This window comes from Novosphingobium sp. Fuku2-ISO-50 (genome assembly GCF_001519055.1).
Lineage (GTDB): Bacteria > Pseudomonadota > Alphaproteobacteria > Sphingomonadales > Sphingomonadaceae > Novosphingobium.
The window spans coordinates 26434-42718 of sequence record NZ_KQ954298.1; the positions used below are offsets into that span (position 1 = coordinate 26434).

Sequence of the window (16285 nt, forward strand, 5' to 3'; positions counted from 1 at the left end):
CGTGACACCCAACACCGACATTCCCACTATTTTGAATACGTTGCATGACGCCTTTCACGGGCGGGACATGGACACCATCGGCCGATATTTCGATGAGCATGCCCAAATCGTGACACCGGATGGTGTGATGCAGGGAAGGGCAGCAAAGATTTCTGACGAACTACGGGTCTTCGAGATGTTCGACGATTGCAGCATTGAAGTCACTTCAACAGTTGTCCAGGGCAATGAGGCCGTCGAATTCAGTCATTTGCGGGGGGTGGCGAAGATCGGCCCGCTGTCGGGCAGCAAAGTTGAGATGCGCTATGTCGTCTTGTACCGTTTCTCCGGTGACAAGATCACCTTCCAGGAGATTTGCTTCGACCGGCTCGCACTGGCGACACAACTGGGGATGGCAGCATGAGCTTGCAAGATCATACCATGATGGCTTGCGGCGAATGGGAACGTCGCGTGGATCTGGCGGCGGCTTACCGATTGGTGGCGCTATTTGGCTGGGACGACCTCATTTTTACGCATCTTTCGGTGCGTGTGCCCGGGCCCGAACACCACTTCCTGATCAATCCTTACGACATGATGTTTGACGAGATCACGGCATCGAGCCTTGTCAAGATCGACGTGGAGGGCAATCCGGTGGGGGCGTCCCGGCATCCGGTCAACCCGGCTGGCTTCACGATCCACTCGGCGATCCACATGGCTCGCGAGGATGCCCAAGCGGTGATGCACTTGCACACACCGTATGGTCAGGCCGTTTCTGCGATGCAGTGCGGATTGTTGCCATTTACCCAAACCGCAATGATCGCCGGGCACGACATCGCCTATCACGACTATGAGGGCATCGCCACCGATCTCGACGAGCGGGCGCGGCTCGTTCATGACATCGGTGAAAAACACTCGATGCTCCTGAGAAACCATGGCACGCTCGCGGTTGGGGCCAGCGTGGCGGTCTGCTTCCTGCGCATTTATTTTCTCGAACGCGCTTGTGAGGCGCAAGTGCACATGCTGGCGGCGGGCTGGAACGGGCTCAACAAACCGGTCCGGGGTGTCGAGCACAAGGTCGCCCTTCAATCAGCACCCCAGGCGATGGGGCAGGCGGCCGAGCGGCTGGCCTGGCCCGCGCTGTTGAGAAAGCTCGACCGGATCGATCCAAGCTTTCGCACTTGATGCCTGTGAGGCGACCCGCGTTGGATGCCTCGGCTATGCCAACTTCTGCAAGGCTGCGCGCGGACAAATCGTACCGGTTGAAATTTGGATACCATTTGATATCTTGAATTGGATAGCTGGCTCGGCCGCGATCCACATGGCGTCCGAACCGCGCTTGATTTCCAAGGGATTATTCCACATGAAGATATTCGTTACTGGTGCCAGCGGCTATATCGGTGGTTCCGTCGCAAACCGGCTGGTGGCTGATGGCTTCCAGGTCACGGGTTTGACCCGTGATGACGGCAAGGCTGCAGCGCTGGAGGCGCGGGGAATCGAGCCGGTCATCGGTTCGCTCGACGATGTCGAAACATTGGCGCGCGTGGCCCAGGCCTCCGATGCAGTTATCCACGCAGCTGATGCTGACCATGAGGCGTCCGTCGATGCCCTTCTCGATGCACTGGCAGGAAGTGGCAAGCTCTTCATTCACACCAGCGGGTCAAGTATCATAGCCGACGATGCCGCCGGCACACATTCTGGCCAAGAGTTCTGCGAAGACACCCCATTCACCCCGTTGCCTTTCCGGCTACCGCGTGTCGTTATGAATCGCCGCGTGCGTATGGCCGGGATCGATCGCTCTGTCCGAGCGGTAGTCGTCTGTCCGGCCATGATCTATGGCGAAGGACGGGGATTGCAGCCCCATAGCGACCAGTTACCCAAGCTCATCGGCCTTTCGCGGCAAATGGGAGCTGGCTTATATCTCGGTGAGGGACTGAATCGCTACGCGAATGTCCACATCGACGATCTGGTCGACCTCTATCTGTTGGCTATGGAAAGGGCACCGGCCGCCTCGTTCTTCTTCGCAGCGAATGGCGAAATGTCGTTTCTGGAAATTGCGCAACATATCGCCCGTGTCATCGGCGCCGAAGGACGTACGCACAGCCTCGACGTCGAGCAGGTGACTGCCGGCTATGGTCTGGCCGCACGATATGGACTGGCTTCAAATAGCCGGGTGATCGCGGCCAATGCCCGGCGGCTTGGCTGGGTGCCAAAGTCGCCGTCGCTCGGCGATTGGTTTGCAGCCCAAACCTGATTCTTATGCGTTCAGGTATCAGCGGCGATGCATCTGCGCATTTTCGATTGCGTTCGGCACCGCACCTGAACCGTCAGTGGTTAATACCCGCGTCGATCAGAAGCTTCCTCGACGACTTCTTCAGGTTCTAGTGCCTACGAAAGCTTATCGGGATCTTCGGCAGAGCTTTTAGCGCCTTCAACCTCAATCATGATATCGAGCCGGTCAGGTGGCTGTGCGGGCAGCCACTTGATCGGTTTCCAGCACGCGGATCCCAACTGCGATTGCATTGGCGTAAGTTGGGCCGCCAGTCAGTACACGCCATCTGGCATGGGAAAGCTGACTAGTGCCAAGGGTTGAGTGCCGGTCATTTCGGTCATTTCCTGGCTCGGTCCGACCTCGTGCCGAACGATGCCATACTTCGCAGCACGCCATCGCGCCGGATCAGACCGTGAAACAGTGCCGCCCCCAGGTGCCCCAGAATCAGCAGGAAAAAGCCATAGCCCAAAAGCCCATGAACCCAACTCAGCCAGCCGAAAAGGCGCAGGCTGTGCGAGAGGATCGGCGGCAATATGGTTCCTGGCCACAATTGCACGGGCGTTCCTGCGGCTGACAGCATCGCCCAGCCAATCAACGGCATGGCGAACATCAGCGCATACAGGAAATAGTGCGAACCCCGGGCTACGACAGTTTGTAGACGTGGCAAGGCGGCTGGCAATGGTGGTGCGCGATGGGTGAGCCGCACTAACAGCCGCAGCATGGCCACCACCAATATCGTGACGCCCAGTGGTCGGTGCCAAGTCAGCAATGCGGGATAGGCCCAGCTCGCGGTCGACACCATACCCGCGCCGACGAACAGCATGGCCAGTATCATCATCGCCATGGCCCAATGCAAGACACGCGCGGGCAGCGCATAACGATCTGGCGGGATCATTTCGCAATTCCTTGATTGACCGGGACGGAAACGCGGCGCGGCCCTTCCTTGGCGCGACGACGGAACGATGCAGAATAGGCGGCCGAACGCCCGGCCAGCAGCGGATCGTCCGACCCCGACACGCCGTCGGGCAGGATCAGCGGATCGAACACCACATCGCGACAATCGCCCGACACCTCAGGCACTGCGTGCGTCAGTGTCAATGTGCCGACGTCGATCCGCCCATGCCCGGGGCCCCATTGGACCGCGGCATTATTGGTCGCATCACCATGATTAGAAGGGATAATAACCAGATGCCAACGCACTGGTCCTTGGCTGGCGCGCGCCAAATATTTGTCGAACAGCGCATCGGTCGGCAGGCGGTCAAGGCTCGCCTTGTCCAGCGCGGAGAAGTTGTCTTCGGGTTCGAACTGCCAGCGCACGGCGTGCGTCTCGCCCGTATTGTTCGTGAAGCGGAACGCATTGATGCTGTAATAGGTGCCGTTGGCAAAACTCGACGGCAGCGGCGCCGACTTCATATAGGCCATGAAACGCCGCGTTTCAGGATGGCTGGCCAGAAAGGCCGCCATCCGCACAGGGTCTGGCATCTTGGTGACAGAGTCTGGCTTGCTGGCGATCTGGAACGCCTGAAAATCAGTAGGTGTCGACACAATGAAGATCGGCGTATGATCCAGTGCCATGCGCCATTCTTCGCCCCCCGGCAGCACAAAGCGCAAAGCCAGCGCGTGGAACACATTGCGCCCGTCGGGGGCGTCAGGATTGCCCCCGGCGAGCGAAAAGCGGCCCGACACCGGCGTCATGGCTCCCGCCTGGAACAGCAGCGTGCGTGAGAGGGTCGCGCCTGCACCGTTGCTCGCAAAGCGACCCGAAACGCACAAGCCCTTGGCGTGCGCGCGCCGGGCTCCGAGGAAGACTTTGCCGCTGTTGTACTGCATGGCATCGACGATCGAGCCGCCACTGACGCGGCCTGGCGTGAGCCAGCCGGCAACCCATGCGAAAAGCAGTGCTATAGCGCCAAGTATTGCTCCGGTAAGGGCTAGGCGCGGCAACATCCGGGGATGGGGATCAGGTGGCATGGCGGTCTCCTGCAGAGGTTTGAGGCAGGGACGCAAGCTGCGGGCAGATTATTCCCCGGGTGCCGGAATAAATTTTGCGACCACAACGTCTGCCCCACGATGCACGACATGATGTTGATCCTCGAGCCCCTGATCCCGGGCCTGCGCCGATATGCGCGCGCACTGGTGCGAGATGCCGCAATAGCCGATGATCTCGTTCAAGATTGTCTGGAACGCGCCATCGTCCGCTGGCACCAGCGCAGACCCGAGCGTAGCGCTCGGGCCTGGCTCTATGCCATCCTGCACAATGCAGCGATCGATCGGGGCCGCCGCATGGCCCGTCAGGGCCGCCACGTGGCGATTGAGGATACCGATCAGGCCGATCTGGCAGCGCCGCCCACGCAGGAATGCGGGCTGCACACTGGCGACGTACTGGCCGCCATCGACCTGTTGCCTGGAGATCAGCGCGCGGTGCTGTTGCTGGTCGGCGTTGAGGACTTGAGTTATGCCGAGGCTGCCGAAGTGGCGGGCGTGCCGATCGGCACCGTCATGTCACGGCTGTCACGCGGCCGGGATCAGCTTCGCGCCTTGCTGGATAGCAAGTCCACGCGCCCCACACTCAGGAGAGTGAAGTGAACGAGCGGCCGATTACCGAGGACGACCTGCAAGCCTATGTCGATGAGCGGCTCGAACCGCCGCGCCAGCGCAGTGTTGAGGCATATCTGGCCGGAAACGCCGAGATGCAGGCACGGATCGCCGCACTCGTCGCCCAGCGCAATGCATTGCGCGCGGCCCTTGCGCCGATCGTTGCAGAGCCCATCCCTAGCCGGCTGGATGTCTGGCACTTCGCGCCGCACCGCCCGCGCTGGAACGGATGGCTGCGCCCGCTGCCGGCGCTTGCTGCTTCGCTGGCGCTGCTGTGCATAGGTGGGCTGGCGGGCTGGCAGGTGCGCGGAGGCATCAATCCGCAGGAAAACGGCATCGGCGCGCTCGCTAAAGAGGCCGCCGACAGCTATACCGTATTCGCGACCGACACGCTTCGCCCGGTCGAGGTGTCCGAACCGGCGACGCTCAGCCATTGGGTCACCAGCCGGCTCCATCGCCCAGTGGGCGTGCCGGACCTGACCGGCGCGGGGTTCCGCTTGCTGGGTGGGCGAGTGGTGGCGACGCCGCACGGTCCGGCCGGGCTATACATATATGAGAGTAAACAAGGCGCACGGCTGGGTGTGCTGGTGCGACCGATGAAAATTGATCGCACCACCAGGATGGCCGAACAAAGTTTTGGTGATTTGAGCGGTTTTACATGGGCGGACGGTGGGATCGGTTACAGCCTCGTCGGAGCCGCTTCCGCATCGACTCTTCATCCCTTTGCAGACCAGATCAGGCAGCAATCGGTCGGCAAGACGACATCTGGCTGAGAATTGGGAGGCCCTTGGCGAAGGCGACTAGGCATTAACCACGGCACTTCGGTCGAGATTTATCGTTCCAGATGTTTCATGATGCCAGTCACCGGCCGTTGGGCCCCACTACATATTTCCGCAGTACGTCGTCTGAGTCTTCATGCTTCAGTTCTTGCAGGCTTACTCCCAGTTTTCGCGGAGAGACACGGATGCCAATCGACATCTCGGATGAATGGTGGGCAGCGTTGGCCTTGCGGCCAACGCGACTGAGCTGGGCGGAATTCCCGATGGGCATTCGCTGAGTTCGAAACTCGTTCGTTCAGAAAGCTGGCCGTGCCGACACTATCGGCGCAGATGTAGTCCGAAAACGTGTGCGCGAAGTCGACGATTGCTGCACTGAACAGATTGTAGGTCGCTTCCAAGGTAGCGTTTGACGCCACATTGTTGGTGCGGAAGCTTTTTGAAGGTGTTCCAGGCCGAATATCTGGCTTTGCGTGCCAATTCAGGCGCGTAAAGCACCTTTCTAAGGAGGTTGAGCAACATTTTTCAAGCCACTCTGGACGCTTCGCCAGCGGTCGATATCGGGTCTGGTCCGGACTGGCTTTGGCTTGCGACATGACGGTCATCACCGTAGATCTAGATTATGGAGCGACCTGCAAGTACAGCCGCACGGGCATCTGGTGAGGGCGAGCGTGCTGCTCGCCGTGGCTACGTCCATCAGGATCGTGTGTCAGCGCGACTAATCTACGAGGCGATTATTGATCGTCGTCTTGCATGGATCGGACTCGCGGACCGCGGGGCGGGGATGGCAGATGACCTCGTTCTTGGGCTTGGTACAGGATTGGTCGTTGGCCATCAATTCAAACGGTCCCAAAAGCCCTCCGCGCTTGGTTTGACGGCATTGTGGCTCGGTAAAAGCGAGGGGATTGCCGATCTCGCCCGGTCCTATCAATTGCTGCGCGCGCAATTCCCTAACCGCCAAATTCGGTTGCGCTATCTGACCAACAATTATCCCACAAGAAATGACAAATTGGTCAAGGGCAAGGCTGACTGCACGACTGCCGACTTTCTCGCCGAACAATCGGCGCATCCAGGGCGAACGCTTTTGGAATGGCGAGCCACGAACTGGGAACCGCTCATCAATGCTCTGGTCAAAGCATCAGGGCTGGCGGACACCGATTTCGAACATTTTTGGCGCGATCTAGAGTTGGTCATGGGGCCTGCAGCTGCGCCAGCGCTGGACCCGACCGAGGATTCCGAGCGATCACAACAGATCGAAGATCTGGCTCGGGCGCTTTCAGTGCTCGTAGTTGATGAAGTCAAGGACCGTTGGACGCGCGCGGAGCTTCTCGATGCGGTTGGCTGGCGCGATCGCTTTCAGCTTCGCTATATTCATGACTTTCCAATGGGCGCATATGTCCAGCGCAATGAGCTTAGCGAACAAAGGCTGTCGAGCGTCATCGGTGATCATCTGGGCGGCTATGTGAGTCTGCTCGGTCCGCCAGGGACCGGCAAGTCCACCTTGTTGCAGCGGGAGCTTCGAGATCAGCCGCAGCTCCATGTCGTCCGCTATCTCGCCTTTGTGCCGGGCGGTGCGTTGGGGCAAGGGCGGGGCGAGGCCGATTCCTTCTACGACGATGTATGCGCTCAGCTCGCCAGCTTCGGGCTAAAGCTGCCGCGTCTGAAGGAGGATTCAACCAAGGGGCGGCAGGACAGCTTTGCCGCAATGGTCGAGCAGGCAGGGCAGGATTATGCTGAGCATGGCGCGCGCTACCTGATAGTCGTTGACGGGCTCGATCACATTCCGCGCGAGGAACATCCCAACCGTTCGCTTCTTGCCGCCTTACCACTTCCTCAGGCGGTCCCCGCTGGGGTACTGTTCGTGCTGGGCACACAGCGCCTCGATCTGGCTTGCCTGCCGCGTGCCGTGTCTGACCAGGCCGCAAATGAAGACCGTCGGGTGGATATTGCGCCGCTCCCAAGGCTGGCGGTCGCCTCCATGTCAGATCGGCTTGGCCTTCCATCTGACATCTCGCGCGATGATGTCTTTCGGCTCGGTGCAGGGCATCCGCTAGCGACGCGCTATTTGATCCAGCGGTTGATCATGGCCGGTCCGGATGAATGCGAGGCCTTGCTTGCCGGTGAGCAAGCATTTGGCGGCGATCTCGAGGCAATATATGACGCCGCTTGGCGCGGGATTGAGCAGGTGACGCCACCTCAGGACATAAAACGAGTGCTTGCCTTGTTGGCCCGCGTCCAAGGTTCTATCGAACCTGAACTTCTGGCCCGCGCGACCACGGATGCGGCAGTTGAAGCGACCTTGACGCAGGCGGGATATTTGCTTGACCGCCGCGACATTGGCTGGAGCGTGTTTCACAACAGCTTCAGGCTTTACCTGCACACAAAGCCGGTCCTGCGCTTCGGCGGTCACGACCCGGAGTTTTCGCCGCCCGAATTGTACCGCAAGCTGGCGGCGTTGGCTGCTAATGCTGCACCAAAGAGTCCACAACGGTGGCTCAAGTTTCGCTACCTCTATCTTGCCGGAATCCGTGATGACGCGCTCAAGATTGCGAACCGCGAGATGTTCAATAGCCAATATTGCGCCGGCCGTGCCGCGCGCGACGTGCTGGGCGATATTGACGATGCATTCCGACTGCTCGGTGCGGCCGATGATCCCGTAAGACTGTTCGATTTGATGCTTGCCGCAGATGAGATCAGGCGCCGCACCGACGTGATGGAAAACGCACCTCTGGTTAGTTCTTACTTGGCAGCTGGTAATCTGAGCTCAGCCATTGGGGCACTTCGCGAAGGGAGCGACTCGGACGGCCAATGGGATGTCATTGATGCCCTAATTCAAGCCGGTGAACCCGAACAAGCGCGGCAACTTTTTGAGGAGGAAAATCCGTTTCGTCTGCTAGCAGATTCTGCGAGGCCTTATTCTTGGCGTAATACAACAGCTGCATTGCCATGGGCGGAACGTGCCGTTCTGTTTCTTGATCGCGAGCAGATCAATCGGATCCTGACGCGCGCCTATAGCGACGGCGATATAGAGGGCGTAACTCACGACGATCTCGACTCTCTGTCCGAAGCCCTAAAGTTCCAGGTCGCAAGAGCAATGTCTCGCGGGGGTGAGACGGATATCGATCTGTTGGCGCAACACTGGTCCGTACCAACGGATGCAAGACCGTTGTTACTGCTTGAAGCCGCCGATAGAGCTTTTGGCGGAGGCGACGCGGCGCTCACCAGTCAATTGCTCAGCGATGCTCTGGTAGAGTCCGGATTCCCTGAACTTGGCCCCTCTTGGGCGCAACTAGGCGCCCGGCTCGCGATACGGTGTGGGGATGCTGATCTTGCGCGAGCCTTCCTGGTCCATGTGCCAGTCCTGAGCCTCAATCGCGTGGCGAAGTTCGATCAGACAGCGGCCCTCACCGATGCATGTAAAGCACTTCTTAGGGGAACTGTCCTATACGTCGCAGCCGGCGAGAAATTGCCTGCTTTAGACCTACCGGAAGAACGGCTGATTCGTGGTCTACAGCATCATTTGTTGGCGCTTGGTAGTTTGACCGGGAGCGTCATCGGCGGCGATATTGCCAGTCAAGGTGAGGTCGATCGACTTGCCGCCAGCGCGATCAAGTTTGTGGCAGCAGCGAGTGCCACTTCGGATGAAGACTGGTCATCTGGCTATTTTGTGCCTCAGGCAGCCGAGGTTGTTGCGGGAGCCGTCTTCGATTTGATTCATTACTCGCGTCAGCAGGTTGCGCCTACGCTTGCCCTTATCGACCAGTTGATAGCAGGCAATCAGGCACTTTTCCGCTTCTGGCCCGGATTTCGACGGTTAGTTGTGACCAGAGGATTTTCGCTCGATCAGGATGTCACAGCAGCAGAAAGACGCGCTGAACAAGGGCTGGCGGATCTTGAGGAGAGTGATCCGCGTGCAGAAGTTGAAGAGCAATGCGCTTGGGCCAAGTCCTTCGCAACTATTGGGATGACGACGCGGGCCGAACAGGTTTTGGCCGAGCTCCGGCAACGTTCGCTTGGCATCTATCTTCAGGCCAAGAAAGACCCCATTTACAGTCTCTGGGTGGAGGTGCTGGCCGGTGCAAATCGGGCGGATCCGGAGCGTCGTGCATCACGAGCAATGGTCACGATGCGGCTCCTTGATGGCCTGCGACAGACAGAAGGCTCGGGCATGAGATGGCGCATCGGACGTCAGTTTCTTGCCGAGGCGGCATCGGCAGATACTGAGACCGCGAGGCGCGCAGCTGAGATCGCCCTCGAAAACGGTATGATGGGCTGGGATGGCATTGTCGATGCGGTGCTGCGAGGCATCTTGAGACGCAATCCGGCAATGAGCGCTGTTGCACTCGCAGTCTGGCAGCGGATTGCTCTGCCATGGTACAATGAACCACACGCAAGCACGACGCCCACCGGACAGTTTCTGACCGATTTGATCGCTTCTGCGGACATGAGCGAGGTTGGAGATCTGGAAGCCCGCGCAGCAGCCGCAATCGAAATTCAGGCGCGACCTGGCATTCGCGCGTCACTTCTGGGGGTACTCGAAGAAGCTGCACAAGCTCGAGGCCACGGTGATGCAACTCGAAAAGTTGCTGCCCGTTTGGGCGCTGGAGCCGCTAGTACATCTGGAAACCCAGAAAACAGGTCATATCGACATATTGTTGATTTCCGCGGCATTGTGGATGCCATAGCAAGCGAGCAGGTTTGGCGAGAATCCCATTCTGGCGGCCATCCACTTTCCGACTATGACCGGCTCCCAACTTATGGCTTGCGAGAGGCGGCAGTACGTGTGATCGGCAAGGCCGATTGGCAGGAGGCGCACGCATTTGGGTTAGCGCATCCATTACTTGTTGCAGACCGAATCATCGGGATGGCGTTAGCTAAGCGAGCGTTAGAGGCGAAAGACGAGGCCGCTGCCCGAATGCTTCTCTCACCATTTCTTGAACCTAAGGTGGAAAGTTACAATTGGGCGAGCAGTAGCGGGCGACGCGGTGTCTACAAAGCGCGGCAATTGCTTGGCGAAGCCGACGTGCGTGAGGCGGCGCGAGGTGAGTTCGTGACTGATTTGTATCAGTCGCAGCACGGTGTCGCTTCCGCACTCTGGGAGATTGAGGAAATATTCCCGTTACTTTTCGATCCAGTGCCGTGGCCAGACCTTTGGACTGTCCTCGGGCAACAAATATTGATGATGCGCGAATATCGGTTGGGCGCTGACTTGCCCAAGCCCACGGAATCGGACGATGATCATGGCTTGATTGCATGGCTGATGTTGCAAGCGCTGACGCTTGGCATCCCGATCGTCAACGCCGAAGCTATGCGGGCGGCTGACGACCTACTGGACCTTGGCGCCAATAAGATTTTTGATCATGTTGCCGATCGCCTGATCACAGCGGGTGGCGAGCAACGCATGATCGGGATGGATCTGTTAACAACGGCGGTCAATCGACAGGCTGTGCGGGAAGCTTGGATTGATCGGATTGATGCGTTAGCCGCTGATCCAGATGGAGGCGTGGCTGCGGCGGCATCATTTCTGTCGGAGCGGTGGGCAAGGCCGTTAATCGCAGTTCGGTCAGATTTACCCAACTTTTATCGCATTTATTTGCCCGAACCCGCACAAATCACTGAGGCCATTGCGACAGATCGAAAGACGTGCGGCATGCGGCTCGAAGATCCACTCGGCTGGACAGAGCCCTGGATCGGTTTGGTTGAGCGTATCGCGAGAGATGCCGGCGTCCAGCCTCTGCAGATACGCTGGCGGGTGGGGCAACTTATCCAATCCTGGGGCGGCATCGCACGGTTCGGCCATCCCGCCTCGCAAAAACTGGAATCCAGGCTAGACCAGGTGCAGATGAAAATGAACTACCGGCGGCCGCAAGTCGAAGCCGTGTTGCGTGCTTTTCGCCATATAATAGGCGAACTTGCCGCTGCGGGACGGCTCGATACCGACGATTGGCGCATGATGCTCATTCGGACTCACGCTTATCCTGACCGAATGCAGCTGCCGAATCCGATGGCGATGCCGCAAGCTATCCGGCTTCCGGTAATTCCGGGCGATCTTTGGCTTAGAGAGCGGCAAGCTTGGCTCGACGCGGTTGCTGAAGATCTCGATGGCCGTAGCGCGTCCGTGGATATGACCGTGTTGGCCGAATGGCGCCGACTGACCGATCGCAAAATCCGCGTGACTCAAATAGCCGAATTTTGGCGCGCGATGGGGCCGTACGATGAATTGCCGATGCTAAAGGACGTACTCGGCGGATTGCCGGGCGCGTTTCCTTTTGGCTCTCAAATCATCAGTCTGGAGGGCAGTGTGACCGCGGGATTCGTCGTCTGTCTCGATCCTCATCTTGCCCAAGGTGAGCCGCCTCGCGTTCTCGTCTTCTGCCCGTGCGCGGCTATCGAACTCGGCTGGTCGAGGGATAGCAGATCCTGCCACCTCTATCGGGATTCGAGCAACTCAGTCATGGCTGAGACCATCTGGTGGAGAAGCGGCCTGCCGCAGTCAATCGACGAAGATGCCACGTGGGCCGAGGGCCAGCGTGTCGTATTGACACCTGCCGGACGACTGCAGTTTGAGGCGAGATTTGGTGCAATTAGAGGGACAACCTCGGCCTGGAGGCGGATAGAGGCCTCAGACGACGACGGTGGCGGCGGCGTCAGATTTGCAACCGATGCGGCCCGGGGGCCGAAGAAGCCACCCTTTTTACCCCCGCTTAGCCCATCATCGAATGGCTAACTCACCTGTCAAACGAACTCGGTTTACGGGGTGCCTTCGCAAACATCACTTCTTGAGCCCACAAACAGCACTGTCCATGCAAGTTTGGGCTTCGATAAATCGATTGGCAGGAGATAACGAATCTCGCCGGCGTTGAAAATAAGTTCTCTATACGTTTTAAGTGGGTTCGCTCGACACAGTAGTCTAGCGCGACGGAAATGCGTAGGGTTACCTTTGTAACGAATTCGGCAACTGCGCAGCCGGCGGGATTCGCGGAGATCACGCGAACTCCAGCACGTCCGCTCGCAATTGAGTACCATCAGTGTCGCAGATATTCTTGTACATGCGTTTGTTTGACTAATATCATTGACCGAAGGCTTTAGACGTTAGGTGTAACTACGAATCCTCGCTGCGGCGGGGGAAGTACAATGCCACGAAGCCGAATGCCTGCTCGAATCGATTGCCATTTGACGGTTTCGTATGGGCATATAAATTCGCTAGCGAGTTCGAGAAGGTCTTCATCGTCAAACCCGCTACTGGACGCTCGCGCGAGCAGTGCTTGCCTTGGTGCAAGCATTTCAGCTGCGAATGCTCGGCTCGCCTGCTGCTTACGCGTCGATGCGTCGGTTGCGGCGTGCTCTTGGCCTTGCTCTGAAGTCCATGCCATGTAAGCAGCTGCACACGCTCGAAATCGTCGTTGGCGAGCGCTGCGGGCTACAGTCCCGATCCGGGCTTTTGAGCCAAGACGATGAGTGACTGCGGAGATTCCTTCAGGCCCCGACCAGGCTAATTCTCCACCCTCTGCAATGACGCTCCCGAGAAGGTCGCTTACGGCGCCGCGCGGATTTTCGACGGGTAGACCGGTATTATTGCGCAGAAGGTCTGCGGAAACTTGTCCAGCCACCCAAGCTGGCTCAGTAAGATCGTCGAAGGCTGGATTCCCAAAACCGCTTAAATCTGTTTCGGGAAGAACCTTGAGGCGAGCGTCCACGTCTCGGAGCCATTCTGAAGTCTTTGCAAGTTCAGAAACTTCGACGATCTCCGATACGTCATTGAAAAGCGTTTCGGATACCCCCGCCGCCCAAGCCGATAAGTCCGGCGCATCGGGATCATATGGATCCAGTCCGAGGCGACCTGCAGCAATGCAATATGACAACTCATCAGTATTAGCTATTGAATCGCGTATCCGATTCCAAGCGATTGTCAGATCGCCGCAGGCGCCGTCTGAGCGTTCTATCACAGTCTCGACGAATTCCATTAGGCAGAGCTCGACCCCGTTACGACCAAGTTGGACCGGATCATCGGGACGGGTCGTCATAAAGGAGATAGTCGCGAAAGGATTGCTGAAAACGGCCCAGTCCGCTACAATTGACTCTTCACCGCCCGACCAAAGAGCCAACGCAGGAAATGCATAACCTCGCATTCCGGAGTCAAGGCGATGCCGTACGCGAAAAGCATCGCTGATATTGGGTCGTACCGGTTCATAAAGCAACGGCCACCAGCCATTTGCGAGAAACTCGGCAAGTGGTAGCAGCGATGTATTGATCGCCTCGCTTTCACCACCGCCGCGCTTACTGATGTTGCGCGTGATCAAGTTATTTAGGATTGAAATTCTTAGCCGCGTAACCGTGCGCGCCTCTGCATCACCGGCATCAGCATCTAGCCAACCATCGCGGGTCAGTTGGAATTCGTTGTTCATGGCAATACGAAAGGCAAATTATAAGCCACCTGGTATGAGGTTAGTGGATATGCTTTATAACCCTTGGGGGGCTCACAAAGTTTCGCCTCGTAGACAATATCTTCTTCAGGATCTCGCACCCACAAACGGACCGGCATAATTCCCGGTCCGTCGGTCACATATGTTCCGGCAGTGAGTGCATTCTGCAGCAACTTTGTAACATCCTTGTGCCGATGGATCCATTTGCTAGGGCAGATGAGGCAATCCGGGTTCTTGATCTTTTCCGCCTCTGCTTGCTCGATGCCCATAGCACCAGATCTCGGGGCTGCCTTCTTGATGCCAAACTTTGGAACGTTTGTGTGGTGAGGGCTACCTACATAACGAGCATCCTTCGCAAGCGCCTCGCGTTCGATGGCCGACAATGTCTCCGCTGCGGGTTGGCCTTTGGCTGGCCGTGGCCGAGGTTTGGTAAATCCCATTGGTCCTGCTTTACTCCGTCGAAGCTCCGTTAGCATAACCTAACGTCACGTCAAAATCTCGGTGATATGGACATGCCCAGATCACCGAAATCGCTCGAAGAGTAGCCGTAGATGCCTCGCCAGTGGCAGGTTTTGCCGACTGCAACTACGAAATCCGCGTTCATTGGTCGGTTGCCGAAAAGGAGTCTGGCGCATAGCCCGACCAATGTTTGCCGTGGGTCCCCTTAGCCATTCCTCGAAGGTCAATACCTTGGAAAATTTGGGCAATTTCGGAAATTTCAAGAGGCTGCGCGCCGGCCATTCCCAGATGTGTTGTAGCAATCGACCGGTTGGTTGGGTGCCGCCGCGGTCTCGCTGGCCGCTCGGGCAGCCACTTGACGGAAAATGTTCCACGGGTCTCTTTGCTACAATCAGACTCGCGCAGTGGCGGCGATATTGTTGGAACAGGACAGCCTCGGCTTCGGCGATCTTCAGGGGCGTCGGACGATCAGGTAGTTGACCGCGCAATAGCAGGGTGAAAGTCACCAGTGCAAAGGCAATACAATCTTCCACGACAGCAGGCTCGATCGCCAAGCGCGTGGCAATTTCCCGGTATGAGCAATCATCCACACGGCAGAGCAGGAATACGACGCGCGGCAGCGGCGATATCGTCTGCAGGGCTGCTTCGTAGCAATCCGCTAAGCGCAAATTGTCAGTTTTCATGCCGAGAGGCCTGAATTGACCGGACGACGATTCGGTGAACGAGATGACTTGTGACCTGTCACCCGTTGCACGTGATCAAGCAGTGCCCGCAAAAGCACGCGTACCTCGTCGGGCGCGAATCCACCATCATCCGGTTGGGCTTCACCGAACAGGCGCGGACGGTTCCATTTCCAATAGGGCGTGAGCACAAGAGCCAAGCGCGCCATGTGCGGGCATTCGTGATTAAAGCCGGTGGCGTTGGCGTAGGCAAGCGACTTGGCGATGCGCAGGCCGATGTGTCGAGCGCACCAGGCGTCGGGAAAACCGACGTCAAGCAGGTGTGCAGAGAGGCCAAGCTGCACGCTGATGCCTACGGTGTAGAGGAAATCCGACCAGCCAGCCGGAGCAATTGGCCCCTCACGTGGAAAGAATTCTTCGGCACGCCGATACCTCTCCCGGCTGAGGCTGCGTCCTGCTTTGGAGCGCACCAGTTTGACCGGATCATCGCCATAGTCGTCACTCAGGGCGGACAGCATCCGCTCCGATGGTGAAGGGATGCGTGGGACCAGAACAACTGCTACCGGCGCCTTGGCCAAAGCGCCGAGCAACGCGCGGCGAGATGTCGTGGGGGCAAGCTCAACCAAATGCACCTCCGTTCCGCATCATTGCGGGTTGTCGGAAGTAAGGGCCGGTGCGGCACGGCCCCAAACTCCCGCGCGCTGGGCGCGGGAGGAGCCGGGGCTGGTAACACGTCGAGACATGCGCCGCCGTCTTTAGTGCCGAGGCACTTGGACATACACAGCGGCACCCCGGACAACAGGGGTTGCCCAGGAATTGACTTCTCGACAGGATTACCAGTCCCGGCGCTGCCCTTTGCGCAACGCGTCGTAATGATAGCAGATGAGAATCAGAGCGCCAAGGCTGCGAAAGGCTTCACGTTGGGGAGCGTAATAAAGCCGGCCATTACCGCCCAGGTGACAGCTGGGCAGCTTGCAAATGCGAGGATTGACGGCCTAGCCATTCTGGCGAGCGCTATGCACCATGACACTGGAATAGGGGGAATGATATCATCTACATACATGCGACGGACGGTGCGCTCAGGTTTATGCATACCCCGCGATCGGC

12 protein-coding genes are annotated in these 16285 nt (G+C 58.3%); 6 read left to right on the forward strand and 6 right to left on the reverse strand.

Going from position 1 to position 16285, the window contains the following annotated elements; genetic code table 11:
* Position 1 precedes the first annotated feature (1 nt).
* From AQZ50_RS15760 to AQZ50_RS15770, 3 genes are all read left to right on the forward strand, one after another.
* Positions 2 to 400, forward strand: a complete 399-nt coding sequence (locus tag AQZ50_RS15760; RefSeq protein ID WP_197412522.1) for a nuclear transport factor 2 family protein — start codon at positions 2 to 4, stop codon at positions 398 to 400.
* Entirely contained in the window at positions 397 to 1158 is a 762-nt protein-coding gene (locus AQZ50_RS15765) for a class II aldolase/adducin family protein (RefSeq protein ID WP_067747645.1), read from the forward strand. The genes AQZ50_RS15760 and AQZ50_RS15765 overlap by 4 nt, the downstream gene beginning before the upstream one ends.
* A gap of 136 nt (positions 1159 to 1294) precedes the next feature.
* Positions 1295 to 2227: an NAD-dependent epimerase/dehydratase family protein gene (locus AQZ50_RS15770; RefSeq protein ID WP_231730343.1), complete on the forward strand. Its 933-nt coding sequence runs from the start codon at positions 1295 to 1297 to the stop codon at positions 2225 to 2227.
* 355 nt (positions 2228 to 2582) lie between these two features.
* Here AQZ50_RS15770 and AQZ50_RS15775 read toward each other — a convergent pair whose 3' ends face one another.
* Positions 2583 to 3140 (reverse strand): cytochrome b, encoded by a 558-nt coding sequence (locus AQZ50_RS15775; protein WP_067747649.1) that lies wholly within the window; start codon positions 3138 to 3140, stop codon positions 2583 to 2585.
* Positions 3137 to 4216, reverse strand: coding sequence for a catalase family peroxidase (locus AQZ50_RS15780; RefSeq protein WP_067747651.1), 1080 nt, complete (start codon positions 4214 to 4216; stop codon positions 3137 to 3139). The genes AQZ50_RS15775 and AQZ50_RS15780 overlap by 4 nt, the downstream gene beginning before the upstream one ends.
* 108 nt (positions 4217 to 4324) lie before the next feature.
* Between AQZ50_RS15780 and AQZ50_RS15785 the strand changes: the two genes are divergently transcribed.
* The 3 genes from AQZ50_RS15785 to AQZ50_RS15795 all read left to right on the forward strand — a co-directional run bounded on the left by AQZ50_RS15785 (position 4325) and on the right by AQZ50_RS15795 (position 12343).
* Positions 4325 to 4831, forward strand: coding sequence for a sigma-70 family RNA polymerase sigma factor (locus AQZ50_RS15785; RefSeq protein ID WP_231730344.1), 507 nt, complete (start codon positions 4325 to 4327; stop codon positions 4829 to 4831).
* Entirely contained in the window at positions 4828 to 5613 is a 786-nt protein-coding gene (locus AQZ50_RS15790) for an anti-sigma factor family protein (protein WP_067747655.1), read from the forward strand. The genes AQZ50_RS15785 and AQZ50_RS15790 overlap by 4 nt, the downstream gene beginning before the upstream one ends.
* A gap of 787 nt (positions 5614 to 6400) precedes the next feature.
* The gene (locus AQZ50_RS15795) at positions 6401 to 12343 is read left to right on the forward strand and encodes a hypothetical protein (RefSeq protein WP_067747657.1); all 5943 of its coding nucleotides are present in this window, start codon (positions 6401 to 6403) and stop codon (positions 12341 to 12343) included.
* Positions 12344 to 12701: 358 nt separating this feature from the next.
* On the opposite strand, the gene AQZ50_RS20555 is transcribed toward AQZ50_RS15795, so the two are convergent.
* From AQZ50_RS20555 to AQZ50_RS20160, 4 genes are all read right to left on the reverse strand, one after another.
* Entirely contained in the window at positions 12702 to 14021 is a 1320-nt protein-coding gene (locus AQZ50_RS20555; protein ID WP_156427397.1) for a hypothetical protein, read from the reverse strand.
* On the reverse strand, positions 14018 to 14479 hold the full coding sequence (locus AQZ50_RS20560) for a hypothetical protein (RefSeq protein ID WP_156427398.1): 462 nt from the start codon (positions 14477 to 14479) through the stop codon (positions 14018 to 14020). Before AQZ50_RS20560 ends, AQZ50_RS20555 begins: the two co-directional genes overlap by 4 nt.
* An 81-nt stretch (positions 14480 to 14560) precedes the next feature.
* The gene (locus AQZ50_RS20155; RefSeq protein ID WP_082703712.1) at positions 14561 to 15181 is read right to left on the reverse strand and encodes a sigma factor-like helix-turn-helix DNA-binding protein; all 621 of its coding nucleotides are present in this window, start codon (positions 15179 to 15181) and stop codon (positions 14561 to 14563) included.
* Positions 15178 to 15804, reverse strand: coding sequence for a hypothetical protein (locus AQZ50_RS20160; RefSeq protein ID WP_231730345.1), 627 nt, complete (start codon positions 15802 to 15804; stop codon positions 15178 to 15180). Before AQZ50_RS20160 ends, AQZ50_RS20155 begins: the two co-directional genes overlap by 4 nt.
* Positions 15805 to 16285: the final 481 nt, after the last annotated feature.

What these genes read in the sequence shown, in the direction of transcription:
- AQZ50_RS15795 (WP_067747657.1), top strand. Translation starts at nt 6,401, where the DNA reads ATGGCAGATGACCTCGTTCTTGGGCTTGGTACAGGATTGGTCGTTGGC.
- AQZ50_RS15775 (WP_067747649.1), bottom strand. Translation starts at nt 3,140, where the DNA reads ATGATCCCGCCAGATCGTTATGCGCTGCCCGCGCGTGTCTTGCATTGG.
- AQZ50_RS20155 (WP_082703712.1), bottom strand. Translation starts at nt 15,181, where the DNA reads ATGAAAACTGACAATTTGCGCTTAGCGGATTGCTACGAAGCAGCCCTG.
- AQZ50_RS15780 (WP_067747651.1), bottom strand. Translation starts at nt 4,216, where the DNA reads ATGCCACCTGATCCCCATCCCCGGATGTTGCCGCGCCTAGCCCTTACC.
- AQZ50_RS20555 (WP_156427397.1), bottom strand. Translation starts at nt 14,021, where the DNA reads ATGAACAACGAATTCCAACTGACCCGCGATGGTTGGCTAGATGCTGAT.
- AQZ50_RS15765 (WP_067747645.1), top strand. Translation starts at nt 397, where the DNA reads ATGAGCTTGCAAGATCATACCATGATGGCTTGCGGCGAATGGGAACGT.
- AQZ50_RS20560 (WP_156427398.1), bottom strand. Translation starts at nt 14,479, where the DNA reads ATGGGATTTACCAAACCTCGGCCACGGCCAGCCAAAGGCCAACCCGCA.
- AQZ50_RS15785 (WP_231730344.1), top strand. Translation starts at nt 4,325, where the DNA reads ATGATGTTGATCCTCGAGCCCCTGATCCCGGGCCTGCGCCGATATGCG.
- AQZ50_RS15770 (WP_231730343.1), top strand. Translation starts at nt 1,295, where the DNA reads ATGGCGTCCGAACCGCGCTTGATTTCCAAGGGATTATTCCACATGAAG.